A 26,426-nucleotide genomic window follows, 5' to 3' on the forward strand; every position below is an offset into this window, starting at 1 on the left:
CAGCATTGAACTATACAAACAGGCTGGTATCCAGCAACTTGCCGGCGATGCTACTTTGCTTTATTACTTATCAGAAGAAGCAAAAGAAGGTAAAGATGCTTTCCTGGAGAAGCGTACGCCTGATTTCTCTAAGTATCCTAAATTTCCGTAACAGAAACTTAATTGCAGTATAAATTTTTTATTTTTATAATGCTTCAGAAGCAGGAAGAGCTGTTTGGCTAAAAAAACAGTTCTTCCTGCTTTATTTGTTTATACACCGGCTGCGCCCTAATTTGCGGCGGCACGTATTTGCATGTAACCTTACCATCAACTTAACTAAAAACCTATGCCCGATTCGCTTTTACTTAACGGCAAAAAGTTTTACTACGACGAAATAAGAGACTACTCCTTCCGGAACAGTATACCGCTGAACGGTTATGAGGCTAAAACGCTGGAGTTTTGTCGCAACTGGCTCAATGGCATTCAGGAGTTCCCGCTGCATACTTCCGGGTCTACCGGTGAGCCAAAACCTATTACCCTTAGCCGCAAACAATTAGAAGTAAGCGCTGCACGCACCCTTAAAGTACTCAACCTGAAAAAAGGAGACCGCATGCTGGTTTGCCTGAATACCGAATTCATTGCAGGTATTATGATGTTGGTTCGGGGCTTTGAAGGCGAGTTGGAGATGATAATAGTAGAGCCGATCTCTAACCCGCTGGCCTTGGTTCCGAAGGAGGAAAAGATCGATTTTGCTTCGTTTGTGCCCATGCAATTGCAGATCATACTGCAGGAAATGCCCGATGCCGTTGAAAGACTGGATCAGATGAAAGCGATTTTAGTAGGTGGTGCACCGGTTAGTTTTACCTTGCAACGCGACCTGCAACAGCTGCAAACCCCGGTTTACCTTACTTATGGCATGACCGAAACTGCTTCTCATATAGCCCTGCGCCTGATTAACGGGCCAAAAGCTGCTGAATATTTTGAGGTGCTAGATAACATAGAGATCGGCCAGGACAGCAGAGGTTGCCTAACTATAAAAGCAGATGTTACAAACAACGAACTTATCATCACTAACGATATTGTAGAACTGCTCACCACTACCCGCTTCCGTTGGGTTGGCCGTGCAGATAATACGATAAACACTGGGGGCGTAAAAGTGCAAAGTGAAAAAGTAGAAATTGCTGTTGCAGAAGCCTTTGCAACCATGGATACTCCTCCACGCTTTTTTGTAGCATCTGAGCCCGACGAATTGCTTGGCGAGCGTATTGTGCTGGTAGTAGAAGGTAAGCCATTGCCTGCAGAGCACGAACAGGCCCTAATGCAGGCTATGGGCAACTTGCTTAGTAAGTTCGAAATGCCGAAACAGTTTATCTACCGGAAAAAATTCTACGAAACATCCACAGGTAAAATAAACAAGCAGAAAACAATGCACTCTTAATACCTGACCATACTTTAACTTATCAAAATTTCACACGCAACTATAACAATAAAGAATTACTGCACAGCGTTATAGAATAGTGTTTTAATTTCATGATGAAAAGCAGCCAAAGCAATTTTGGCTGCTTTTTTCGTAAGAAAGCCTCATTTACTTCCCGATGAAAAAACTCCCGAGCCTGCACATACTTAACGGAGATGCCAGCATTCCTGCTTTTAAGGCAGCATCGTTACCCGGCGAGGTAATCGTGTGGCGCGAAGTTTTATCAGAAGGTCCTGCGATTTATACTTTGCCTGAAGAGGAATTCTGGCGAAAACGCCAGGAGTTTATTACAAGCTCATATAATAGCTCTGCTGAAGAGTATAAGACCAAGGTATTAGACGAAGTAAAAAAGCTAAAGGAGGCACATGCTTTTTTTGAAGTTATACTATGGTTTGATGCCGACCTAATGTGCCAGGTAAACCTGTTATACTTGTTGCAGTTGCTTTACCACCAAAAAGTCAGAATTGTCTCGATTTGCATTCCTTTCGAGGATAAAAACATTTCATATCTAAAACCGGAGCAGATTCGGGAGTTGTTTGACAATAGAATGCAGTTACAACCCGAACAACTGGAACATACAGATACATTGTGGCGCCTTTATGCAGGACCTGATCCGATGGCACTCCAAAATTACCTGCAACAGCACGCTGGTAGTTTGCCATTGCTTTACAACGCGCTAAACTTACATCTGAAACGTTTTCCCGCTATCAATACAAGTATAAATCATGCGCAAATGGTGCTTTTACAAGCGATAGCGGAAGGTTATACTCCGCAAAAGGCACTTATGCAGCAGTTCTGGAAACTGGAGCACGGCTACGGGTTCGGAGATTACCAGTTACTTGATCTGTTAGAGTCTTTACAGCCTGAACTGGTAAGTACAACAGAGCCATTTATACTTACAGAGCAAGGGAAATTGGTAGCAACCGCAAAGCAAAAGTATAAGCGCTGGCTTGAGCATAAACCGTGGCTGGGGGGTGTGCAACTTTCTGCTCATTCGCCCTGGTTTTACGATGCTGAAAAATCGCAACTTGTTGTACAGCAACAAGTATAAAAAAATTTATCAGCATATACTTTGCACTTAAAATTCTGGCCTGAAAAATGTAGTAGCGCTGATAGACTTATACTTTTAACCTACAGGAGTTTATGAAGATGAAGACAAAGTATGCACTAACGATAGCTGCCGCACTGCCTCTTTCCGTTTTAGCTTTAACGGCATCAGCACAAAGCACAAAAACAAAATTACCAAACCAACAGCACGAACAAATACTGATAGCAGAAACCCCGCCAGATTCTGTTAATATGGAAACGCTTTCAGGCATTAACCTTAAACCAGCAAAAAAAGGCACTTTCCAGCTTAGCTTTGATCAGAAACTAAAAGAAGATGCCGTACTGGAAATAAAAAATAAAGCCGGCAAGCTCGTATACCAAAAACCGGTAATGCTTGCAAAAAACACAAACATGTGGAGCTATAATGTAGGCAAACTAAAACCGGACACCTACCTCGTAGAAGTTAAAACCTCCGACACCACTTACTGGACCAAATTCAAGATTGGAAATTAATCTCAACTATAGTTACCATAAAAAAGCGGTGGACTTGCAACATAAATGCAAGGCCACTGCTTTTTTATACTTGTGCTGCTTTATACCTGGCTCCATTGCTGCACCACATGGTAAAGCAGCGAGGCCCCCAGTTTGGCAGTCCGGTTATCTATATCCAGTTTTGGGTTAAGCTCTACTACATCTAGCGTTAGCAATTTGCCACTATTGATGATCTCTTGCAGTAACAGCAACACTATTTCAGGATCTATACCTAATGCAGCCGGGGCACTTACACCCGGGGCATAAGCAGCGGCAAACACATCCATATCTATACTTACATAAAGCACATCCACCAACGCCATAAACTGCTGTAGCTTCTCCTGCAGGTTCTGGAAGTTGTATACCTGCATAGCAGGCGCAAATACATAGTCCGTCCCATAGCTTTCTGCCGTGTTAAACAGCTTTTGGGTATTACCAGATTGCTGTATGCCCAGGCACAGGTAATTAAAATCTATACTTTCAGCAGCCAGGTCATCGGCTATCTGTAGAAAAGGAGTGCCGGAACTGGATTGTTTTTCATAGCTTCTAAGGTCGAAATGTGCATCGAAGTTAATGATACCCAGTTGCTGTCCTTCAGGTAATGCCTGTTTTATACCTAAAAAATGCCCGTAAGCTGTTTCGTGGCCGCCACCAAGTATAATTGTTTTGTAAGTGTTAGTAAGGAGTGTGTGTATTTTTTTACCGAGTTGCTTCTGGGCTTCTTCCAGGTTCTGGTTGGTACAGTATACATCTCCGGCATCAAACAACATTACATCATCATCCAGGTGCCACGCAAACGAAGCCATTGCCTGTCGTAAAGCTGCAGGTCCATCTACAGCCCCTTCCCTGCCCTGATTGCGTCGCACACCTTCGTCGCAGCAAAAACCCAGCATTGCAATGGCTTGTGTAGCATCAGCTGGCTCCGCAGTTTCTGTCAGGTTAAGCAGTTTTATGCCCTGGTGCCAGCGTTTTCCTTCTTCGCCATCGTGGGCATCTACTCTACCTTTCCAGGTGCCTGCTGCGGTTGGTTTATACATGGCTTTATTGTTGGTTGCTAATTGTTAATTGTTGTTTATACTCTTTTGCCTCGTTTCCAGACTATTCCTGGCTTCAGCTTTCCCTGAAAGTATAGAATCTCTTTATAGTTATCTGTCGGGAAAGCAATAAAATCAGCTACCCGATCCTTGCTTAAATAGCCACGGTCTTTCATATTTAACGCACGCGCAGCGCGGGTGGTAATGGCAGCCAGTGTTTCGGCTATAGTTAGCTTTTCTGCGGCGCCAATTAAAGCAGCCTGCAACAATAGATCGCCCATAGGGGCAGAACCAGGGTTCCAGTCAGTGGCGATGGCAACACACAAGCCGCCATCCAGCATTTTACGGGCTGGTGCATAATGCATTCCTAAACCCAGCGAAGCGCCAGGCAGCACAGTAGCTACCACTCCGGCTTTTTTCAGTAACGCAATTTCTTCTTCGCCACTGGCTTCCAAGTGGTCGGCACTAACAGCGCCAACTTCTGCAGCCACCCTGCTCCCATCTGTGCTGAACTGGTCGGCATGCACCGTTATCTCAAACCCTTGCTCCTTTACAGCCAACAAATACTCCATCGACTCCTCTTCGGTAAAAGCTGTGTCTTCAATAAAAATATCAACTCTGCTTGCCAGATTCTGCTCTTTTACCTGGGGCAACAGTTCATCTAAAATGTGTTTCAGGTAAGCCTTGGAATCAGTGAATTCGGGGGGGCGCATGTGGGCGGCAAGGCAGGTTGGTACTAAATCCAACGGGTGATGCTTATCTACCAGTTTTATGGCCTCCAACATTTTCAGTTCGTCTTCTACGGTAAGGCCGTATCCACTTTTTACTTCGCAGGTGGTAATGCCTTCAGCTAAATGTCGGTCGCTGCGTTTTTTAAGCAGATCCACTAATTCTATTACAGTAGCTTCGCGGGTTTTACGAACACTGTCAAGTATACCGCCACCGCTTCGGGCTATTTCAAGGTAAGATTTTCCGGCAACGCGCATAGCATAATCGTTGGCGCGGGAGCCGGCAAAACAGATGTGTGTATGTGCATCTATCAGGCCAGGCAGTAAAACCATCGGCTCTTCAATCTTCTCTATTTTATAGTGCTCTTCGTTCGCAACCTTCAATAAGATATTATACTTCCCAACCAGTTTAATAAGACCCTCGCTCACCACAATCCCGCCATCTTCCAGTACTTCCAGTTCATCATCAACAATAGACCCTGTTTCCGGTAAATTAGCCATGGTCAGTATCTGGGAGAAAGGACCGATTAAAGTATAGTTCTCGTGTTGGTTCATAGAGTTTATAGATTCTGAAGTAATTATACTTACAACGTGATAAGTCAGATCTTTCGTCAGGATGATAGAAAGAAAATCCCTTCCCTGTTGTCGGGGAAGGGATAAAGAGTTTATAGTTTCAGCCCGAATTTCTCTGCATTCTGCTGGGCGGTTTCGTAACCGGCGTCGGCGTGGCGGAAAATGCCCATGGCCGGATCGTTGTGCAGCACGCGGCTCAGGCAACGATCGGCACGCTCGGTACCATCGGCCAATATAACCATGCCCGCATGCTGCGAATAGCCTATACCTACGCCACCACCGTGGTGGAACGATACCCATGTTGCACCACCCGCTGTGTTCGACATCAGGTTCAGCAATGGCCAGTCCGATACGGCGTCAGAGCCATCCAGCATACCTTCGGTTTCTCTGTAAGGCGATGCCACAGAACCGCAGTCCAGGTGGTCGCGACCGATAACGATAGGCGCTTTAACTTTACCATCTCGCACAAGTTGGTTAAACATCAGACCGGCTTTTTCGCGCTCGCCCATACCCAGCCAGCAGATACGGCAAGGCAAACCCTGGAATGCCACTTTTTCTTCAGCCTCATCCAGCCACTTTATCATGTGCGTGTTGTCCGGGAAGAGTTCTTTCAGCGCTGCATCGGTTACTTTAATATCCTCAGGATCGCCGGACAAAGCAGCCCAACGGAAAGGTCCTTTGCCTTCGCAGAACAACGGGCGCATGTACTCCGGCACAAAACCCGGTATGTTGAAGGCGTTTTTCTCACCGCCCTGCTGCGCAAACTCGCGCAGGTTATTGCCATAGTCGAAGGTCTTACTTCCGCGCTTCTGCAGTTCCAGCATAAAACCAACGTGGCGGGCCATACTTTTCAAAGAGCGAGTTTTATAGGCTTGCGGATCGCTTTCGCGCAGTACTTTGGCTTCTTCCAACGTTAAGCCGTTTGGTACATAACCATTTATAGGGTCGTGTGCAGATGTCTGGTCGGTTAAGATCTCTGGTGTAATATTATCCTGAATAAGTTTTTCCAGCACATCGCCAATATCACCTACCAGACCAATAGAGATGGCTTCGCCTTTTTCTTTGGCTTCCAGGGCCCAGCGTTTTGCTTCTTCGTAGTCGTAGGTCATTTTGTCGATGTAATGGGTTTCCAAGCGCTTTTTAATACGCTCCGGGTCCACATCTACACCCAGGAAAGTAGCTCCGGCTATAGTTGCGGCCAGTGGCTGCGCGCCACCCATGCCGCCTAAACCACCAGTTACCAATAGTTTGTGGCGCAGGTCGTCGTTAAAATGGATTCTTCCGCAGGCAGCAAACGTCTCGTAGGTTCCCTGCAAAATGCCCTGTGTACCGATGTAGATCCAGCTCCCCGCCGTCATCTGCCCATACATCATCAGGCCACGTGCGCGCAGTTCGTTAAAATGCTCCCAGGTAGCCCAATGTGGTACCAGGTTAGAGTTGGCAATAAGGACACGCGGCGCTTCGGCATGTGTTCTTACTTTTCCCACCGGCTTACCCGATTGTACCAGCAAACTTTCGTCTTCTTCCAGGTTCAGCAACACTTCAATTATCTTCTGCGCATCAGCCACGGTTCGAGCAGCCTGGCCAATACCACCGTAAACTACCAAACGTGATGGGTCTTCCGCTACTTCATCAGTCAGGTTGTTCAGGAACATGCGCAACGCAGCCTCCGATTGCCAGTTTTTAGCGTTCAATTCCGGGCCGGTTGGCGGAATGTAAGTGGGATGGTTAGCGTATTTCTGGATAAACTCGCTTACCGAAAGGCCGGAGCGTTGTATCGTTTCTGTTTCAGGTGCAGTATTCATAGTCAGTTATAGCGTATTTTCTTCTTCAATATTCTTAAAAATAAAGCAAAAAGGATAGTAAAACCTGCTTAATTTCGACAATTCCCAGTAAAATTATACTTGCAAAAAGAAGAGCCATTATGTTTCATTTGCCCATCACATCGCTTAAAACCCAATTCGGAGACCTGGATATTTACCTGTTCGACCAGTTGCTGAAGGGTCGGATACAAAAAGGTATGAAACTCCTGGATGCGGGCTGTGGCAATGGCAGAAATATACACTACCTGTTACAGGCGGGTGTAGAAGTACACGGAGCCGACACCTCAGAAGCAGCTATCGAGAAAGTGAAACAGTTGGCAAAAGAACTGGCTCCTACCCTGCCTGCCCGTAATTTTATAGTTGCTGACCTGGCTACGCTCCCTTATCCAAATCTATACTTTGATGTAGTGACCTGTAGTGCTGTGTTGCATTTTGCAAAAGATGAGCAGCATTTCAGAAGTATAGTTCAGGAACTATGGCGGGTAATAAAACCGGGCGGCATGCTGTTTTGCAGGCTTAGTACAACTATAGGTCTGGAGGGTAAGTTACAGCATTTACAAGGCAGATTTTACCAGATGGCACATGGGCCTGTCTGGTTTTTAGCGGATGAAAATCTATTAGCTGAATTGGAGAAGCAAATGGATGCCGAACGTTTGGATCCGTTGAAAACGACCGTGGTAGAACAGGATAGAAGTATGACTACCTGGGTGCTGGGGAAAGTATAGTTATCAAACCACCCCTACCCCTCAGAGCTATGCTCGCTAGCTTCGAACTCGCGTTCTCCCTAGTTCAAGTAGGGAAGTTTTATTTAATTATGGCGCGAGCGTCTTCACTTGTGTCGAACTATAGTTGGGCGTCCCGCCCAGTTGAGTTAAAACAGACAATCTAGTAATTGTGCGATTAACTATAGTTTCAATAAAGGGGCCAAAGGCCCCTCTATAATACGTCACGAGTCACAGATCCCGAAGCATTTCGGGGCGAAGACGCTCGCGCCATGAGTTATTCCAACTCTACAAAATCAGGGCTACGGCGCATGTGTACGAAGTGGTCGGCCAGTTCTTCGGGTAAGTTAGCCAGTTTGCGTTTCAATACATCAATCCAGGCACCTTCTACAACTATAACCGCTGCTTTTACACCGTCTTCTTTAAACAGCTCGTGGCAGATGGTCCAGCGGGAACCGTCTTTTTTGCTTTTTGCAAGCTCTGTGGTTACAGTTATCGTTTCATTCACGCCTACTTCGCGCAGGTAAGTTGTTTCCTCCCTGAAAAGGATCGGCCCGATGTGCAGCTTCTGGAAAGTCTTCATATCCAGTCCCATTACGGCTAGAACTTCGATGCGGGCTTGTGCCGCAAAATCGGCGTAGGCAGAGTGGCGCATGTGCATGTTGGCATCCAGGTGCGACCACATTACTTTGCCTGTATAAGTATGGCTCATGCTTATCTTCTTCTGTTATAAGGGTAATGCAATCATTAACGGTGAATTTTCGGCAAAGATATCCTTGTTTATAACACAGGCTGATTTTTATATACCCGCAGGATATTGTGCCAAAGTATAGCTCTATGTTTATACTTTAATGCTTACATTTACAGTACAATAGCCCACGCTTTTAATTTATACTTTTAGCCTATGAAAGCAATTTTACTGTTTTTTATTTTTGTCTTATTACTTTTTTCTGATGGCCAGGCTCAGGCTAACTTTGAAACTAAGTATGTCGTGGGTCCATCCTTATCAACCCCTCTTGGAGTTGTCATAGATGACTCAGGGAACATGTATGTTGCAAATAGCTATCAGGTAAGGGTGCTTGATGCCGCTGGTAACTTTGTTAAAGATATCCCTATTTCTGATGTGCCCTTTGCTGGCCAGGCTCGTGCAATTGCTAAAGATAAAGATGAGAACCTGTATGTATGGAATGCCTATGACTTCTATGTATATAAGCTGGATAAGCAAGGTAATGTTTTACATAAGTTTAAGAATTCTCTTATCAATTCATATACTGGATCAAATGTAGAGGGTATTGCAGTTGGCCCGGACGGAAGCATTTACATTACAGACGTCACCATGCACGTTGTCAGAAAATTTACGAACGACGGACAGTTTCTGCTGGAGTTTGGTTCACTAAATACACCCACAGATGTTGCAATAGCAGCAGACGGAAATGTTTATGTGGCTGATTCAGGCAATAAACGCATTGTAAAGTTTAATGCTTCCGGGCTGCTTTTAGCCACATTTACAAGACCAGGTAAAGGCGCTCCTAATTTTGGTAGACCAACAGGTGTAGAAATTGACAAGGCAGGTCTGATCTTTGTTGCTGATGCCGGAAATGCTGCTCTTTACGCTTTCACGAATGACGATGTATGGCATTGGAATCTTCCTTTACCAAACATAGATCCAACTGAAAACCTTGGAGTAAATTTTGATAAAGCGGACAATAAGTACATCACGGCTAGTGGCACTCTTTCCTATCAATACAAAAATGGAAGAATAATAACGCTGTTGCCAGGTGGAGAGCGAGAGAATATATTCGGAATAGCAGATTCTACCAAAGGAAGCCTGTCTATTACAGCATTAGAGACAGATAGCAATGGTTTTTATTTCTATGTTGCTGATAATTTTTCTAAGCAAATCCTTACTTATAACCGGCAGGGTATAAAGCTATCTATGTTCGGTGAAACCGGCCCTGAATCAGCGTTCAAAAAAAAGATCTATGATATTGCTGCCGGGCCTGATGGTTCCGTGTATGTATTGGATAGCATGCAGTTTGGCAGAGTTAGAAAATTTAGTGCAGCAGGTAAGGTACTTTCTGAATTCGATCCTATGTCGAATAATAAAACTCCATACTGGCATGGCTATAAGCTCACCCAAGGCCTGGATCGTTTCTTTTATATTTTGGGAGAAGGTAAAATTTCCAAGTATGATGATCAAGGTAATTTTCTTCAGACTGTCAGTTTGTCCGGTATTCAGGCTTCTAATCCCAATATAACATACAAAGATATCGCAGTTGATGAGTTTGGGAACCTTTATGTGATCATTGTAGACAAAACTGATCCTTACCACCCAGTCGGGAAAATCAAAAAATACGCAAACTCAGGCCAGTTCATCTTACAGTTTGAGCCACATGTTAGTAGAACGCTTGAATTTTATGTTCCTAATAGCATAGAGCTTGACCAGAAAGGGAATATATATGTTGCAGGCAGTTCTGTTGATATTTTTGATACAGCCGGAAAGCTTACGGGAAATATACCTGTAATAGCAGATGAAATAGCTGTTAATGCAAATGGAAGTGCTATGGCGGCTAGTATGTTGTTAAATGACCATTTCTATATTTTAGGAAAAACCTCAGATACCCAGCAAAGTTATATTAGTGGAATAATCTATCAGGATACAAATAAAAACAATGTTCCAGAGCCCAATGAAGCAAGATTGAAGAATATTGCGTTAAGAGTTGAGCCTGGATCCGTATTTGGCTTTTCGGATGTAAATGGAAACTACAAAATTGCAGTTGATAATATTGGAACATATCAGATAAGACAACTTTTACCGGATAACAAAAAGGGCCGGGAGATTCAACAATCCTCACCAGCCGAGGGCATACCTCAATCCGTCACAATTACAGATAAGAAAAGCGTTGTAAACGGGATCAACTTCGGCAACCAAGTTACACTTTCCCCTTACCTTAACGCCAGCGTTTCCTCCACGCGCAGGCGCCGTTGTTTTGAGAGCACTACCAAAGTAACTTACACCAACTCCGGCTTTGCTACGGCCAACAATGCCAAAGTATACCTGCAACTACCTAAAGAGGTGGAATTACTATCAGCGGATAAATCCTACACACGTTTGCCAAACGGTACCTATGTATTTGAGGCAGGCACTATTGCTGCCGGGCAAACAGGCTTTATTACCATACAGGATAAAGTAGTTTGTGGCGATGAAACTATACGCGGCCTGACGGTGTGTACAAAAGCCTGGATCACGCCTGGCAACCAAAGCACTACGCCAGTACCTACAGCCACAGTAACCGGTGTGTGCAATTCAGAGAAAGGCATGGTGCGCTTTGTGATCAGAAACTCAGGCCTGGCCGGTATGGAAACCGGTAAGCAGTTCCGTTTATACTTGGATGGCCAGCTTTCTACGATAGAGAACTATAAACTAGCCACTGGTGACAGCCTGGTGCTTTGGATACCAACTGGCGGCAAAACTGCCCGTCTTGAAGCAGACCAACCCGAAGGTAATGGCGAAAATTCCTTGGCAAGTGCTACAGTAGAGGCCTGCCGAAAAGGTGCAAGCGGTATTGTAAGTACCGGTTATGTGAATGCCCTACCACCCGATGATGAAGAAGCTGAAGCAGCCGAAGAATGCCTCCCAATCATCGACTCTTTCGACCCGAACGACAAACTGGTGATACCTGCAGGACTTACGGAAGAAAAATACACCTCTACGGGCACCGAGCTAAAGTATAAAATCAGGTTCCAGAATACAGGTACCGATGTTGCCTACCGGGTAGTAGTGGCAGATACATTATCCGAGCACTTGGACCTGAGTACATTACGAATAGGTTCTGCTTCGCATAGCTATCGTTTTGAGGTGAGTGGCAAAGGCCGCCCGGTATTAACCTGGACTTTCGATAACATCATGCTGCCAGACAGCACTTCAAACGAGCCTGGCAGCCACGGCTACATCCAGTTCAGCATCAAACCTAAAGCCGACCTGCCGGAGAAAACAGCCGTGGAGAACTTTGCCGATATCTACTTCGATTACAACTCGCCTGTTCGCACCAATGTAACTACTAACCGGATTTACGACATGCCGCCGGTTATAAACGAAGAACTGAGGCTTTCTGCGGAGCAAATAATTGCCTCGCCAGGTATTGCCGGCTTCTCTCCTGCTGCCGGCAAGTATGGCACAGAAGTTATACTTACGGGTAAGAAGTTCGCTGCAAAAGCTGCCGATAACAAAGTATATTTTAATGGCGTGCAGGCGCAGGTAATTAGCGCTACAGAAACAGAACTGAAAGTACAGGTGCCATCTAAATCAGTTACTGGCTCACTTAAAATAGAAACGCCAGATGGCGCAGCCAGTACCAGCGAGAGTTTTGAAGTATACCAGCCGCCGTTACTCAGCAGTTTCAGCCCGATTGAAGGAGTTGTTGGTGCTACCGTTACCTTACAAGGCCAACACCTCGATCAAAGCCTTTTACAAAGTATAAAACTGGGAATGATTGAGTGTGAGATCATCAGCAATACGGGCGATGCCTTAGTTTTAAAAGTGCCGGCTCAGGCAGCTACAGCTAAGTTTGAGATTACCACAAAAGGAGGCGAAACGCTAAGTGCATCAGCTTATGTAGTGTGGCACCAGCCAGAAATCAGTGGCCTGAGCAAGAAAACCGATATTGTGGGCGCAACTATAAGTATCAGCGGCGAAAATTTTGCTGCTGCCCCGGAGCGCAATAAAGTATGGTTTGGGCAAGTACAGGCCCAGGTAGTGCAGGCTTCCCCTACCATGCTAACTGTTAAAGTACCCCAGGGTGCGGCATCTGGGTATGTTGCAGTAGAAACACCGGGCGGTAAGGCAAATAGTGCTACTTATTTTGATGTAATACCAGGTCCGGCGTTTTTAGCCATGGCACCTTTAAAAGGAAGTGTAGGCACAGATGTAGAAATAACCGGAGCTCATTTCCTGACATTGGGCGTGCAGGATGAAATAGCTTTTAACGGAGAGAAAGCGCATGTACTGGAGGCATCCCCTACTAAACTTAAAGTACGGGTACCGCGTGGTGCCACCACCGGCAAACTTCAAATCAAAGGAGTAGGCGGCGTTGCTTTAAGTACTACAGATTTTGTGGTGGAAACGCTTACTCCTGCCCAGGCCATTGCAGTATACCCGAATCCAACGTCCGGCCGCTTTATCATAAACCTGCAGCACGCTGACTTTGATGCCAGAGAAGTACAATTGTTTAACGCAGTGGGCAAGTTAGTTTATACAGCAACTATAGCCAAACCACAGCCTGATAAAATCGAGATCAACGCTGAGCTGACCAGGCCGGGTGTGTACCTGCTCCAGATCCATACGGAACGGGGCATAATAACGAAGAAACTGACGGTACTTTAAACTGAATTACAAGCAAAAAGGGGCTTCTGCTACGATAGCAGAAGCCCCTTCTGTTTTATACTTTATACTTCCTACAAACTCGCCATATCAATCACGAATCTATACTTCACATCGCTTCGCAGCATGCGCTCGTAGGCTTCGTTTATTTCAGATATCGGGATCAGCTCTATATCTGACATTATGTTGTGTTCGGCACAGAAATCCAGCATTTCCTGGGTTTCCGGAATACCCCCGATCATAGAACCAGCCAGGCGTTTACGACGCGCAATTAAACTGAAACCAGCTACGGCAGATGGTTCCGGCGGTGCACCCAACAGTATCATCGTTCCATCGCGCTTCAACATCGACAAGTACAGATTATAGTCGTGCGGGGCGGATACGGTATCAATTATAAAATCGAAGGAATTACGGAGCTTTTTCAATGTTTCCTCATCATTGGTAACGGCAAAGTTGTGCGCACCTAAGTGTAGTGCATCCTGCTTTTTATTTGGAGAGGTACTTAGCACTGTTACATCCGCACCCTTGGCAACAGCTATCTTCACGGCCATATGGCCCAATCCACCCAAGCCAACTATACCTAAGCGGTGGCCTTTCCCTATCTTCCATTCCATGATTGGCGAATAGGTAGTTATACCGGCACAAAGCAAAGGCGCTGTGCGAGCCAGATCAAGGCTTTCAGGCACTTTTAAAGTATAGTTTTCATCCACCACAATTTGTGAAGAATAGCCTCCATACGTAATTGTTTTGTTATCGCGCTCGTAGCTGTTGTAAGTGCCCACGTTATGTACTTCGCAGTATTGCTCCAGGCCTTCTTTGCAACTATGACACTCGCGGCAAGAGTCCACGAAACAGCCTACACCAGCCAGGTCGCCTACTTTAAATTTGGTTACACTGTTGCCCACTTTGGTTACCACACCCACAATTTCGTGCCCGGGCACCAACGGGTACATGGCTCCGCCCCATTCGTCGCGCACCTGGTGCAGGTCTGAGTGGCAAACACCGCAATATTTAATTTCGATTAAGACATCATTCTCTCCTACCTCCCGGCGCTCAAAATTATAAGGCCCCAACGGGCTAGTAGGATCAAAGGCTGCATAAGCTTTAGCTGGAATCATAGTTCGGAAATGCTAGTGATTTATAAATTAAGAAAAAAACCAGACCTGCCAGCCATAAAATCAATACAGGCAGCAGGTCTGGGATCAGCCATAAAAGGCTTATTTTTTATTGAGCGACAATACGTATCGGGCCATGTCTTTGGCATCGGCCTCGCTGATGTTCGGGTGTGGAGTCATCGGAACTTCGCCCCAAACGCCTTTACCTCCCTTAATAATTTTACCGGCAAGGTAATCAACGTTCTTATCATTGAATTCATACTTCTTGGCTACATCTATATAGGCAGGGCCAACAATCTTTTTCTCTTCGTTGTGGCAGGCCAGGCAGTCAGACATGGAAATTAGCTTAGAGCCTTTGGAAAAATCACCGGTTGCGGCTGCTGTTTCTGTTTCTTTGGCTACAGTAGCATTGTCCTGTGGAGCTGGAGTTGGAGCTGCAGTTCCGGTATCTGGTGTAGTAGTTGCCAACCCGGGTTCTGTAGCTTCGGCAGTATTTTCTTCGGTTGTGCGGTTCTTGTTGTCATACACATCCTCATACTCCGATTTGTTGCCGCCACAGCTTGCAAGCAAAGCGCACAAACCGAATGCTGTTACAATTTTTTTCATGGTTTTAGTTGAGTTTTATGTTGCTGTAAGTATACGAATGAAAATCTATTTTACACCTTTCAGCATTTATAGTTACAGCACCTGCATTAACAAACCAGAGCAAGCGTTTTTATATAATAATTTGCTTACCAACGCAGTACCATCCGGCTTAATTTTAAAATCACTATATTACCTTTTCAAACCGACTGATTTAATCTCCTTACCAAGAACCATGAAATCACCTTTTACCCGGAAACTTTGGCTTATGCTGTTTTTAATGCAGCTGCTGGCAACCGCAACTATCGCCCAGAAACTTCCAGGCATTGCCGCTAAAACGGCAGGCATGAAAAAATACACCGGCTACTTTACTTTTTACTGGGACGAAAACGCAGGTAAAGTCTGGCTGGAGGTTGATAAGTATAACCATGAATTTCTTTATGTGAACTCGCTGCCAGGCGGACTTGGCTCCAACGACATTGGCCTGGACCGTGGCCAACTGGGCGGACAGCGATTGGTATACTTTGAAAAGATTGGCCCGAAGGTGATGCTTGTGCAACCGAATCTTGATTACCGCGCCATCAGCAATAATGCCAACGAGCGCCGAGCCGTGGAAGAGTCTTTTGCTAAATCTATACTTTGGGGTTTTAAAGCGGAAGCCGCCGATGGCAACACGGTATTGGTAGATGCTACTGATTTCCTGCTCCGCGATGCACACGACGTTACCGGAAGTATAAAACGCACCAGGCAAGGCAGCTACCGGCTCGATGCCAGCCGCTCAGCTTTATACTTGCCACGAACTAAAAATTTCCCGAAGAACACTGAATTCGAGACCACGCTAACTTTTACAGGCGGCGACGATGCCGGGCGTTTTGTGCAGGAAGTTGCGCCCGATGTGCAGGCCCTGACGCTGCGCCAGCATCATTCTTTTATAGAACTGCCTGATAACAACTATAAACCACGTGAAATGGACCCGCGGGCTGGTTACTTCGGTATTTCTTACTTTGATTATGCCACACCTGTAAGCGAAAACATAGACAAGCACTTTATTGCCCGCCACCGACTTCAGAAAAAAGACCCGGGTGCCAAAGTATCCGAAGCTGTAAAGCCGATTGTTTACTATGTAGATAATGGCGCACCGGAGCCGATCCGGACTGCCCTGCTGGAAGGTGCCCGCTGGTGGAACCAGGCTTTTGAAGCAGCCGGTTATAAAAATGCATTCCAGGTAGAAATTCTGCCCGATACTGCCGACCCGATGGATATTCGTTACAACATGATACAATGGGTGCACCGCAGCACGCGGGGCTGGTCTTACGGCGCTTCGGTGCAGGACCCACGCACCGGCGAGATCATTAAAGGCCATGTATCGTTAGGCTCACTGCGCATTCGCCAGGATTATATGATTGCGGAAGGTTTACTCGCTCCTTATGAGGATGGCAAACCTGTGAACAAAGCCATGATGGAAATGGCGCTCGCACGCATACGCCAGTTATCAGCACACGAGCTGGGCCATACCTTAGGCATCATGCACAACTATGCCGCCAACAACAATGCTTCTGTAATGGATTACCCGCACCCACAAGTGCAGCTTGACCGGGCAGGAAACATCGATCTAAGCAAAGCTTATGCAGCTGAAATAGGCGCCTGGGACAAAGTAGCTGTTACGTATGGTTACCAGGATTTTCCGAAAGGCATAGATGAGAAAAAAGCACTGGATGCTATACTTGCTAAAGGCAGAGAGAACGGCTTAACTTTTATATCTGACCGGGATGCCCGTTCGCCGGGAGGCGCACACCCTGCTGCCCACCTCTGGGATAATGGCAACAACGCCACCGACGAGCTTTTGCGCGTGCTGAAAGTTCGCAATGAGGCACTGAAGAATTTCTCTGAAAAGAACATTAAGCCGGGTGCTGCCATGAGTTCGCTGGAAGATGTGCTGGTGCCGATCTACAATTTCCACCGGTACCAGACCGAAGCAGCAGCAAAACTGGTGGGCGGCGTAAACTATACGTATGCCGTGCGCGGCGATAAGCAACTGGTAACAGAAGTGCTGGATAAAAAAGAACAGCAAAAAGCATTGGATGCCCTGTTGGAAACGATATCGCCGGAAACCCTGACCTTGCCTGAAAATATCATTAAACTTATCCCTCCAAGAGCACCGGGTTTACGCAACAGCCGCGAGCTTTTTGCCAAACGCACTGGCCTTACCTTCGACCCGCTTGCTGCTGCTCAAGCCTCATCAGATTTTACGGTTTCGTTTCTGCTGCATCCTGAGCGTTCATCACGTTTAGTGGAACTGGGTGCCCGCGGCAACAGCCTTAGTCTGCAGGATGTAACAAGGCAACTGGTAGAGAACACCTGGAAAAGCAGCCGCAAGAAAGGGCTGGAAGGACAGGTACAATTGCAAACGGAACAGGTTATACTTACCCACCTGCTCGCGCTTGCCCAAAACGAAAATGCCTCTTACCAGGCGCGTGCCGTGGCAACCGCCACCCTCTCCGACCTGCGCAAACACATAGAGCGCGTAAAAAGCCGCACTCGCGACGAAGCCTACGAAGCACATTTGATATTTGCGCTGGCAAGAATGGATAAGCCGGAAGAGATAAAACCGACCCGAGTGCTGGACCTTCCTCCTGGCGCCCCAATCGGAAGCAGTGAGATGTTAGGATGTGAGTAGCAGTTAGCGAAAGAATAATTTAAAAAGCCGGCCCCGTAAGTTTAGTTCTTACAGGGCCGGCTTTTTAGTTTGATTGTGCATGAACTCAGGAATCCAGAAAATCCTGCACATCAATAGCATCCGTGTAAGGCTCAAGTATAGCTATGGCATTGGCAGAATTTTTAAAACTACTCATCACCTCTATCTCATTACCGGACCAAACTTCAACAAACGAATTATTTAAAGTATAAAGCGTTACTGTCCAGTTGTTATAGCTGCGCCGGGCAAGCAGGGTTCCGTGTTTGGCTAACGTTTCTGTCTGGCTCCGGAAAGGCAGCCTATCGAACATTGAATATTCCAGCATTCTTTATTTCAGTAGTTTACAAATTATAAGTATAACAGCGCCGGAATAGTTTCCTTTCAAAACAAGGTATAAACTTAGCTTTTCACTTCCATTTCTTAAATCAAAATATACCCGAATCAAATATTCAGGATTTGATATTAAACCTTGTTGACTAAATTTACTCCAACCCCTAAACTTTACCTAAAACATTAACCTTACCAACCTGAATGAAGAAAAAATTACAATCCTTTGCAGTGCTGCTGTTGCTTTCGGGTAGCCTTGCCCATGCCCAGGCTACCAAAGACCCGGTAGTTGAAAATATTGTTAAAGAAGCTACTCAAAACTCGCAGCTAGAAACCCTGGCACATGAGTTATTAGATGGTATAGGCCCGCGCCTTGTTGGCACCCCGGAGATGGAGCAGGCAAATAACTGGGCTTTGGCAAAGTATAAAACATGGGGTATTGATGCCCGCAACGAGAAATGGGGCGAGTGGCGCGGCTGGCAGCGCGGCATTACGCACATCGATATGGTGCACCCGCGCCTGCAAACCCTGGATGGTATACAACTGGCCTGGAACCCGGGCACTAAAGGCAAAGGCGTAACTGCTGAGCTGGTTATACTTCCTGAGTTTACAGATTCTATCGCGTTCCAGAAATGGTTGCCAAACGTGAAAGGGAAACTGGTGATGATCTCGATGAACCAGCCAACCGGCCGCCCGGAGTATAACTGGAAGGAATTTGCTACCGAAGCATCTTTAAAGAAAATGCAGGAAGCCAAAACGGCTGCCGCCGAAGCCTGGAACAACCGCATCAAAAACACCGGCAAAACTACCCGTACCTTGCCCGTAGCTTTAGAAAAAGCCGGTGCAGCCGGCGTGGTTATGTCGAACTGGTCTGGCGGTTTTGGCGTGAACAAGATATTTGGCGCTTATACCAGGAAAATACCTACTGTAGACATTGAGCTGGAAGACTATGGCATGCTGTACCGTTTGGTAGAGTCTGGCAAAAAGCCCCAGATCCGTATTCAGGCTGAGTCTAAAAACCTGAAGAATGCCCCGGCGTTTAACACAATTGCTGAAATAAAAGGCACTGAAAAGCCAAATGAATACGTGATTTTATCTGCGCACTTCGACTCCTGGAATGGCGGAACCGGCGCAACCGATAACGGTACCGGAACGATTGTGATGATGGAAGCCATGCGCATCCTGAAAAAGATGTACCCTAACCCGAAACGAACTATACTTGTTGGCCACTGGGGCAGCGAAGAGCAGGGCCTGAACGGTTCACGCGCTTTTGTAGCTGATCATCCGGAGATCGTGAAAAACGTGCAGGCTGTATTTAACCAGGATAACGGTACAGGCCGTGTGGCCAACATTTCTGGCCAGGGCTTTTTGCATGCTTACGATTACCTGGGCCGTTGGCTGAGTGCTGCTCCACAGGAAATAACCAGTTCTATACAAACGCAGTACCCAGGTTTCCCGGGCGGTGGCGGCTCCGACCATGCCTCGTTTGTAGCAGCTGGCGCACCGGCCTTTATGCTGAGCTCACTTAGTTGGTCGTATGGTAACTATACCTGGCACACCAACCGCGACACATACGACAAGATTGTGTTTGATGATGTACGCAGCAATGCCATACTGGTAGCTATACTTGCTTACAGAGCCAGCGAAGAACCGGAACTGTTTAACCGCGAGCGTATTAATATGCCGTTGGATACACAAACAGGTAAGCAAAGAACCTGGCCTGAGCTGCGTCAGCCAACCCGCAAAGGTGGCTTAGACTAAGTATAATGTTGCCTAAAATATAAACCTGAAAAGGCTGCCCGTTTGAGCAGCCTTTTCTTTTGCCACTACATCCATACGGCATAAATCAATCCTTTCGTGTACCTTTACTTTTAATTATCCGGCTTAACATTACCAACGCCACTTTAGCCTATGCAACCAATCAGATTAAATAAATTTATAAGCGATACAGGCACCTGCTCCCGTCGCGAAGCAGATAAACTGATAGAACAAGGCCGCGTTACCGTGAACGGTAAGCAACCCGAAGTTGGCGCCAAAGTTACGGCTAAAGATAAAGTGCGGGTTGATGGAAATTTACTCGAAGTAGATGCCGTAGAGCCAGTATACATTGCCTTGAACAAACCGGCCGGCATAGAAACTACTACTGATCTTTCGCAGCGCGATAACATTATCCGCTTCGTAAATTATCCGGAGCGCATTTTCCCTATTGGCCGCCTCGATAAAGATTCTGAAGGCCTGATCTTCCTGACAAACGATGGCGACATTGTAAATAAGATTCTGCGCGCCGGAAACAAACACGAAAAGGAATACATTGTTACGGTAGATAAGCCTATAAACCAGGCTTTTGTAGACCGAATGAGCAATGGCGTATCTATACTTGGTGTGAATACCAAAAAGTGCTTTGTAGAGCAGCTAGGCCCGAATAAGTTCAGGATTATACTTACCCAGGGCATGAACCGCCAGATAAGAAGAATGTGTGAGGCCTTGGGCTACGAAGTACAGACACTGCAACGCATCCGGATCATGAACATTACACTGGCTAAATTACCGCTGGGGCAGTGGCGCAACCTGACCGATGCCGAAGTGGCATCGCTGCAAAGTATGGTGGCAGAATCTACCAAAACAGAGGAAGGCTCTATCGGGAAAAAACGTGCTGCTACAACGGGCCTTAAAGCAGCAACACCCAAACCAAAGAGTAGTACCTCAAATCAACGCAGCCCTACAGACAGATGGTTTAAACCAGGCAGTGCTGGCAAAAGTGGCTCTAAAAGTGCATCAGGCAAAAGAACAGAAACCAAAAGCGATTCCAAAGGTGCCAGAGGCTCGCGTGGTGCTTCTAAAGGTGGCTCTGGTAAAAGCGGCGGCAGAAACAGCGCACCTAAAGGTGCTTCAAGAAAAAGCCGGTAACAGGTAGCCAGCAGTGTTAGAGTATAGTTGATGTTTGTCCAACCACTCCTCTCCCGGAACAAGTCCGGGATCTTCGACTTGAAAGGGGACTTTCTGCCTTTGCCATTTTCTTTGTCATCCCGAGCGCTAGCCGAGGATCTTCAGCAGAAGTATAAACCCACCCCTGCGCCCCTCCGATGAGGGGAATTCCGATGGTGAGTTTGCTAAATTATAGTTTCATAGTTGATACTTTCCTACGGACAGGTCGCGACCTGTCCCTACAAGTTATACTTGCCTTCCAATTACAAAGCCGCTAGCGAAGAAGTATCCTTTCCAGTCTTTGGGTGGGGGTGCAGGGGCCCCCTTTAGAGAGCGCCTTCTATTGTTGCGGTGCTGAGCTTGCTCAGCAGCCCGCAGCGGAGCGAGGAGCAGCTTCAATAGACAGCGCGATGCCCAAAGACGAGCCCTCGCGGGCTTGGAGCGAGCCAAAGCCAACTATGATACAAAAGGCAAGTAAGACTGTGGAAGAAAATTAACTCTGAAGGTATAGCCTGCATTAGTTAATTTCATTAAACTATAATTCGGGTTATTACATAGCCTGAAAACCTCCATTAGGTAAACCTGCAGTTTTACCTTAATTTTGATGCTTGCTTTAAACTGGCGCAACATAAAGGCAGTATTCATACTTATAATTGCCGAAAGCATACCGCCAAACAATACCATGGAACCAAAGAGATTAAATAAATTTATAAGCGACTCAGGCTTTTGCTCCCGCCGCGAAGCCGATAACCTGATTGAACAAGGCAGGGTAACTGTAAACGGCAAAATGCCCGACGCAGGCACCAAAGTAACGCCAAAAGATAAAGTGCGCATAGATGGGGAGACACTGAGCGTTAAAGAGGAAAAACCGGTTTACCTGATCTTCAATAAGCCAGCCAATATGTCGGCCACATCTGATATGGCGGTGCGCGACAATGTGGTGCGTGCCATTAATTTTCCGGCTTCCTTAGAGCCAACAGGCTTGCTGGAGCGTGAAGCAGAAGGTATCATTTTCCTGAGCAACGATGGCGATTTTGTGCGCAACCTGAAGCGCTCCGATAACAAGTATGAAAAAGAATACCTGGTATCGGTAGATAAGGCGATTACTGCAGATTTTCTGCAAAGAATAAGCGGCGGCAGCGCTCCTGAGTTTGGCGAGGTAAGGCAAAACAATGCCGTTTCTAAAGAAGCTACTACCCGTTTCCGGATTACGCTTAAACCAGGCACAGATCATTACCTGAAGCGCATGTGCGAAAGCCTGGGCTACAAAGTAACCCATATGCAGCGCCTTCGCTTCGATACCTTTACACTGGGTAAATTGCCAGCAGGCCATTGGCGCGTACTTACGGCAGCAGAAGTAGATTCTTTAAGAAGCCTGATGGGTAGTTCTAAAGCATCTAAAGATACAAGCTACCGAAACAGAGAAACAGATAGCTACAGTAGCCGGGATAGAGGCGCAAGAAGCCAGCCTTCAGGACCTCGTGGCGGCGGCGCCCGCCGACCAGCTACTGATGACACCAGACCTGCGAGAGCGGCAAGTTCAACCAGGAGCTCTAAGCCAGGTGCAGCAGGCGGTTCCAGAAACTTTGATGCTAAAGGTGCTCCAAAAAGTACATCGGGTGCAAGAAGTGCTGCATCCAAAGCCAGACCAGGAAGTACAGGTTCAAGACCTGGCGCTCCTAAGACCGGCGGCAGAAATACTTCAGCGCCTAAAGGTGGCACAAGAGGTAATAGTGCATCTCGAGGAGGATCTAAATCATCAAGATAATAAGAAGTAGCTTTAAGATATAAAAAGGCCCTGCAGGTAGCTGCAGGGCCTTTTTGTTGCATCAACTTTATACTTTGCCTTTATGCACGGCGTCCACTTCTCTTTTTTCCTGTGCCTCATTAAGCTGGGAAATACCGGTTTCGCAAAGTTCTTTTAGCATTATAAGATGGCGTGCCCAGTGAAAATTGCAGGTAGCGTATACTTGGTCTTCGGCAACATAACCGGTGTGCCTGAAGTCAAGGCAGGTAAAATCGCCTTTATCAGATAAAGTAAATGTAAGGTGTGTATCTGTCCAGGGGTCGTTTTCATTCAGGCATTCCCATTCCACAAAAGTATCGGTTTGTAATGCCAGCACTTTCATCAGGTTTTTACCATAGCCTGCAACCACAAATTCATTAACATAGCCAATCTCAGGCTTTACATTGCAATCGGCAATCCACCATTTCGAAAGTCCGACTTGTGTAGTAACGGCTTCATAAACTGTTTTTCTGGCTGCTTTTATAAGAACTTGGTGATAGATGTTTGCCATGTGCTTTTGTTAAAAGCCTTAAATTAAGTATTTATACTTTAATGCAGTTACCCGCAACTGGCTGGTGTAAGCTTATTTTATGCTGCGTTTAGCTGCTAAAGTATATACATCAGTAAAAACAAAAAATGCGGAACCTGTAAAGCGCCGCACTTCTTTTATAATAATTAATATATCATTTACTCTACCCACTGGCCCATTTTGCCTAACTGGTAATCCTGGAATGCCTCTCGTATTTCCTGTTCTGTATTCATCACAAAAGGCCCATGCGATACTACGGGTTCGTTATATGGCAGCGCATGTCCGAATAGTATATAGGCATCTTCCAAAGCTTCCACTTTCACTTCCTTGCCCTGGTTCTCAAACTCAACCAACGTTAATTTATCAGCTGTTTCGCCGTTTACTTTAACAGAGCCACGTACCACGTAAAAGAAAATATTGCGCTCCGATGGGATGTTGTAAACAAAAGTGCCACCTGCCTTCATTTCTATACTAACCATGTTTATATCACTCAGGCTCTGGATTGGCGCTTGTACTTCACCCCAGCTCCCGGAAACCACGTTTACATTCACCTTGCCATTATCGAGGGTAACAACCGGAATTTTATCCTTCTGAAGGCCGATATATTTTGGCGCCGTCATTTTATACTTAGCGGGCAGGTTAAACCACAGTTGCAGAATCTCCAGCGGCCCTCCCTCCTTCTTAAATTTATCAGAAGAAATTTCGGCATGTATAAGTCCTGAGCCCGCTGTCATCCATTGCACGCCACCTGCTTCTATCACATCTTTTCCGCCTCCGGTATCCTGGTGCATAATATCGCCATCAAGTATAAAAGTGAGCGTTTCGAAGCCGCGGTGTGGGTGTGGCCCGAACGGCAGCCCACGATTACCCGGTTTGTATACCTGTGGGCCGTGGTGGTTCAGGAACAAAAACGGATCGATATATTCTACTTCCCGTGTTGGCAATGCCCGGTAAGTTACCAGGTCATCCATGGGGGCATACATGGCCTTATGCTTCTTTTTTATCTTTCTCATTGGAGTGGTTTCAACTGTAAACAATGTAGGTACATCAAATATACTTAATTTGTTTTAACCTGCTATCCTGAATTTATACTTTAAACTTAAAGCCTGAACATTAGGTGAAGAATGAGCAAAACCCAATTATACTTAACATAAAAATCCCACCGAAACTTTTAGAAGTCTGATGGGATTTTACGCTACACTGATGGTATAGTATACGCAGAGAAATTACTTTTCGCCGTTCTGCCGCTTTCGAAGCATTTTCAGAAGTTCTTCGGCCGCTGGCTCTGATGAAGCCGGGTTCTGGCCGGTTATCAGCAGGCCATCTGTTACTACATAAGGTTTCCAGTCGCCGGCTTTGCTATAGTTGCCGCCCAGTTCTTTTAACCGATCCTCTACCAGAAAAGGAACAATATTGGTAAGCTGCACCGCCTCTTCTTCTGAGTTTGTAAAACCTGCTACTTTTTTACCTTTTACCAACGGTTCGCCGCTTTGCGTTTTTGCCTCCATTAACACAGCCGGGCCATGGCAAACGGCAGCTACCGGTTTCTCCAGCCTGGCAAAATCTTCGATCAGCTTTATGGAGTCTTTATCCTTTGAAAGGTCCCAGAGCGGACCATGGCCACCAGGGTAAAAAACAGCATCGTAGTCTTCAGCTCGTACTTCGCTCAGCTTTTTTGTGTGCGATAATTTGTGCTGCAAGTCGTCGTCTTCATAAAAACGTTTGGTAGCAGGCGTTTGGGCATCGGGTTCGGTACTTTTCGGGTCAATTGGTGGCTGTCCGCCTTTGGGCGATGCCAGGTCAACATCTACGCCCTCGTCTGCTAAGGTGTAGTATGGGGCTGCAAATTCCTCGACCCAGAAACCGGTTTTTTTGCCAGTGTCGCCCAGCTTGTCGTGCGAGGTAAGAACAAATAATACTTTCATAGCTTATAGTTTTGATCAGTAAAAAAGATAGTGTTTATATGCTATCTAACCCCGTAAACCGAAATTAGTTTTGCTATACTTCGTAACCTTATATTATAAAAGTATAAAGGCGCTGATCCGGATTATTCGGTTTATGCTTGCTACCAAATGCTTATACTGGCTGTTGTAAAAGCATTAAATTAAAATTGATTTTTCTTTGCAGAGAAATCTTCCAGAAAATCATACCACAGAAAAACTTATTAGAAGTATGATTTTTATACCAGGCCAGCTATTATACTTTAAGTCAGTCGGTTAAGCTGAATTAATGACACGTTCAATAACAGAAAGATGGCATTTACTTGACACAATAAATCTTTTTAAGCAAACAGATCTGAAGATAGATACCTGTCGCCGCGGTCGCAGATAATGCAGACAATTACTCCTTCCTCCAGTTCAGGGATAAGTTTGGTAGCCGCATGCACGGCTCCGCCACTGCTCATACCGGCAAAAATGCCTTCTTCGCGTGCCAGCCTGCGCGTCATGGCTGTAGCCTCAGCCTGCGAAACATCCAGAATACGGTCTACGCGCTCCCGTTCAAATATTTTTGGCAGGTATTGTTGTGGCCAGCGGCGAATGCCTGGTATCTGAGAGCCCTCTACTGGCTGCGTCCCTATAATCTGTACCTTACTGTTCTGCTCTTTCAGGTAACGGGATACACCCATAATGGTGCCCGTAGTACCCATTGCCGATACAAAATGGGTTATAGTTCCCTGTGTGTCCTGCCAGATCTCCGGGCCAGTTGTGCGGTAATGCGCTTTGTAATTATCCGGGTTTCCAAATTGGTTTAATACCAGGTAGCCACCTTTTGCCTGCTTTTCCTGCACATAATCAATTGCTGCCTCCATCGATCCTTCGGCAGGAGTAAGTATAACGTTGGCACCATAGGCCTGCATTGTTTTCACGCGTTCGGGGGTGGCACTTGCCGGCATTATCAACTCAATCTCCACCTTAAACAAGCGCGCGATCATAGCCAGCGCAATGCCGGTATTTCCGCTTGTTGCCTCAATCAGCTTCATGCCCTCTTTTAGTTCTCCCCTGTCCAGCGCGCCTTTAATCATACTATAAGCAGCCCGGTCTTTAACGCTGCCGCCCGGGTTGTTGCCCTCTAGCTTCGCCAGTAATTTAACTTTCGGATTCGGTGAAATACTGGTAAGTTCTACTAAAGGTGTATTGCCTATAAAATCTAATAATGATGCCATTTACTGTAAT

At 46.2% G+C, this 26,426-nt stretch carries 20 protein-coding genes and 1 pseudogene; 10 read left to right on the top strand and 11 right to left on the bottom strand.

The window, feature by feature from the left end:
- Window positions 1–7 precede the first annotated feature (7 nt).
- The 4 genes and pseudogenes from LWP20_RS16735 to LWP20_RS16750 all read left to right on the top strand — a co-directional run.
- Window positions 8–151: pseudogene (locus LWP20_RS16735) on the top strand (1,4-dihydroxy-2-naphthoyl-CoA synthase); the annotation flags it as partial.
- A gap of 174 nt (window positions 152–325) precedes the next feature.
- Window positions 326–1,417: an AMP-binding protein gene (locus LWP20_RS16740; protein WP_242929325.1), complete on the top strand. Its 1,092-nt coding sequence runs from the start codon at window positions 326–328 to the stop codon at window positions 1,415–1,417.
- Window positions 1,418–1,574: 157 nt separating this feature from the next.
- Window positions 1,575–2,507, top strand: a complete 933-nt coding sequence (locus LWP20_RS16745; RefSeq protein ID WP_242929326.1) for a DUF1835 domain-containing protein — start codon at window positions 1,575–1,577, stop codon at window positions 2,505–2,507.
- 92 nt (window positions 2,508–2,599) lie between these two features.
- Window positions 2,600–3,016 (top strand): T9SS type A sorting domain-containing protein, encoded by a 417-nt coding sequence (locus tag LWP20_RS16750; protein ID WP_242929327.1) that lies wholly within the window; start codon window positions 2,600–2,602, stop codon window positions 3,014–3,016.
- 80 nt (window positions 3,017–3,096) lie between these two features.
- Here the strand turns inward: LWP20_RS16750 and hutG are convergent, their stop codons facing one another.
- From hutG to hutU, 3 genes are all read right to left on the bottom strand, one after another.
- A complete protein-coding gene (hutG, locus tag LWP20_RS16755) occupies window positions 3,097–4,071 on the bottom strand; it encodes a formimidoylglutamase (protein WP_242929328.1) in 975 nt (324 codons plus the stop codon).
- A gap of 35 nt (window positions 4,072–4,106) precedes the next feature.
- Window positions 4,107–5,351, bottom strand: coding sequence for an imidazolonepropionase (hutI, locus tag LWP20_RS16760; protein ID WP_242929329.1), 1,245 nt, complete (start codon window positions 5,349–5,351; stop codon window positions 4,107–4,109).
- A 110-nt stretch (window positions 5,352–5,461) separates the two neighbouring features.
- The gene (gene hutU, locus LWP20_RS16765; protein WP_242929330.1) at window positions 5,462–7,174 is read right to left on the bottom strand and encodes a urocanate hydratase; all 1,713 of its coding nucleotides are present in this window, start codon (window positions 7,172–7,174) and stop codon (window positions 5,462–5,464) included.
- A 119-nt stretch (window positions 7,175–7,293) separates the two neighbouring features.
- Here hutU and LWP20_RS16770 point away from each other — a divergent pair, with 119 nt between their 5' ends.
- Window positions 7,294–7,917 carry a class I SAM-dependent methyltransferase gene (locus LWP20_RS16770; RefSeq protein WP_242929331.1) on the top strand — a complete coding sequence of 208 codons (624 nt, stop codon included), beginning with the start codon at window positions 7,294–7,296 and terminating at the stop codon, window positions 7,915–7,917.
- A gap of 274 nt (window positions 7,918–8,191) precedes the next feature.
- On the opposite strand, the gene LWP20_RS16775 is transcribed toward LWP20_RS16770, so the two are convergent.
- Window positions 8,192–8,626, bottom strand: a complete 435-nt coding sequence (locus LWP20_RS16775; RefSeq protein WP_242929332.1) for an acyl-CoA thioesterase — start codon at window positions 8,624–8,626, stop codon at window positions 8,192–8,194.
- Window positions 8,627–8,818: 192 nt separating this feature from the next.
- Here LWP20_RS16775 and LWP20_RS16780 point away from each other — a divergent pair, with 192 nt between their 5' ends.
- On the top strand, window positions 8,819–13,297 hold the full coding sequence (locus tag LWP20_RS16780; protein ID WP_242929333.1) for a DUF7619 domain-containing protein: 4,479 nt from the start codon (window positions 8,819–8,821) through the stop codon (window positions 13,295–13,297).
- Between the two features lie 71 nt (window positions 13,298–13,368).
- Here LWP20_RS16780 and LWP20_RS16785 read toward each other — a convergent pair whose 3' ends face one another.
- Both LWP20_RS16785 and LWP20_RS16790 read right to left on the bottom strand, forming a co-directional pair.
- Window positions 13,369–14,412, bottom strand: coding sequence for an NAD(P)-dependent alcohol dehydrogenase (locus LWP20_RS16785; RefSeq protein WP_242929334.1), 1,044 nt, complete (start codon window positions 14,410–14,412; stop codon window positions 13,369–13,371).
- A gap of 99 nt (window positions 14,413–14,511) precedes the next feature.
- A complete protein-coding gene (locus LWP20_RS16790; protein ID WP_242929335.1) occupies window positions 14,512–15,015 on the bottom strand; it encodes a c-type cytochrome in 504 nt (167 codons plus the stop codon).
- Window positions 15,016–15,226: 211 nt separating this feature from the next.
- On the opposite strand from LWP20_RS16790, the gene LWP20_RS16795 reads away from it, so the two are divergent.
- Window positions 15,227–17,668 carry a zinc-dependent metalloprotease gene (locus tag LWP20_RS16795; protein ID WP_242929336.1) on the top strand — a complete coding sequence of 814 codons (2,442 nt, stop codon included), beginning with the start codon at window positions 15,227–15,229 and terminating at the stop codon, window positions 17,666–17,668.
- Between the two features lie 85 nt (window positions 17,669–17,753).
- On the opposite strand, the gene LWP20_RS16800 is transcribed toward LWP20_RS16795, so the two are convergent.
- Complete coding sequence (locus tag LWP20_RS16800; protein WP_242929337.1) at window positions 17,754–18,011, bottom strand: hypothetical protein; 258 nt, start codon at window positions 18,009–18,011, stop codon at window positions 17,754–17,756.
- A 206-nt stretch (window positions 18,012–18,217) separates the two neighbouring features.
- Here LWP20_RS16800 and LWP20_RS16805 point away from each other — a divergent pair, with 206 nt between their 5' ends.
- The 3 genes from LWP20_RS16805 (at window position 18,218) to LWP20_RS16815 (ending at window position 22,706) form a co-directional block, all read left to right on the top strand.
- Window positions 18,218–19,774 carry a M20/M25/M40 family metallo-hydrolase gene (locus tag LWP20_RS16805; RefSeq protein ID WP_242929338.1) on the top strand — a complete coding sequence of 519 codons (1,557 nt, stop codon included), beginning with the start codon at window positions 18,218–18,220 and terminating at the stop codon, window positions 19,772–19,774.
- A gap of 150 nt (window positions 19,775–19,924) precedes the next feature.
- Window positions 19,925–20,920 carry a 23S rRNA pseudouridine(2604) synthase RluF gene (gene rluF / locus LWP20_RS16810; protein WP_242929339.1) on the top strand — a complete coding sequence of 332 codons (996 nt, stop codon included), beginning with the start codon at window positions 19,925–19,927 and terminating at the stop codon, window positions 20,918–20,920.
- Window positions 20,921–21,620: 700 nt separating this feature from the next.
- Complete coding sequence (locus tag LWP20_RS16815) at window positions 21,621–22,706, top strand: pseudouridine synthase (RefSeq protein WP_242929340.1); 1,086 nt, start codon at window positions 21,621–21,623, stop codon at window positions 22,704–22,706.
- A gap of 67 nt (window positions 22,707–22,773) precedes the next feature.
- Here LWP20_RS16815 and LWP20_RS16820 read toward each other — a convergent pair whose 3' ends face one another.
- The 4 genes from LWP20_RS16820 to cysM form a co-directional block, all read right to left on the bottom strand.
- Entirely contained in the window at window positions 22,774–23,235 is a 462-nt protein-coding gene (locus tag LWP20_RS16820; protein WP_242929341.1) for an SRPBCC family protein, read from the bottom strand.
- A 176-nt stretch (window positions 23,236–23,411) separates the two neighbouring features.
- The gene (locus LWP20_RS16825) at window positions 23,412–24,266 is read right to left on the bottom strand and encodes a pirin family protein (protein WP_242929342.1); all 855 of its coding nucleotides are present in this window, start codon (window positions 24,264–24,266) and stop codon (window positions 23,412–23,414) included.
- Between the two features lie 213 nt (window positions 24,267–24,479).
- A complete protein-coding gene (locus LWP20_RS16830) occupies window positions 24,480–25,178 on the bottom strand; it encodes a type 1 glutamine amidotransferase domain-containing protein (RefSeq protein WP_242929343.1) in 699 nt (232 codons plus the stop codon).
- Between the two features lie 356 nt (window positions 25,179–25,534).
- Window positions 25,535–26,416, bottom strand: coding sequence for a cysteine synthase CysM (cysM, locus tag LWP20_RS16835; RefSeq protein ID WP_242929344.1), 882 nt, complete (start codon window positions 26,414–26,416; stop codon window positions 25,535–25,537).
- Between the last annotated feature and the right edge of the window lie 10 nt (window positions 26,417–26,426).

Source organism: Pontibacter vulgaris (assembly GCF_022758145.1).
GTDB lineage: Bacteria > Bacteroidota > Bacteroidia > Cytophagales > Hymenobacteraceae > Pontibacter > Pontibacter vulgaris.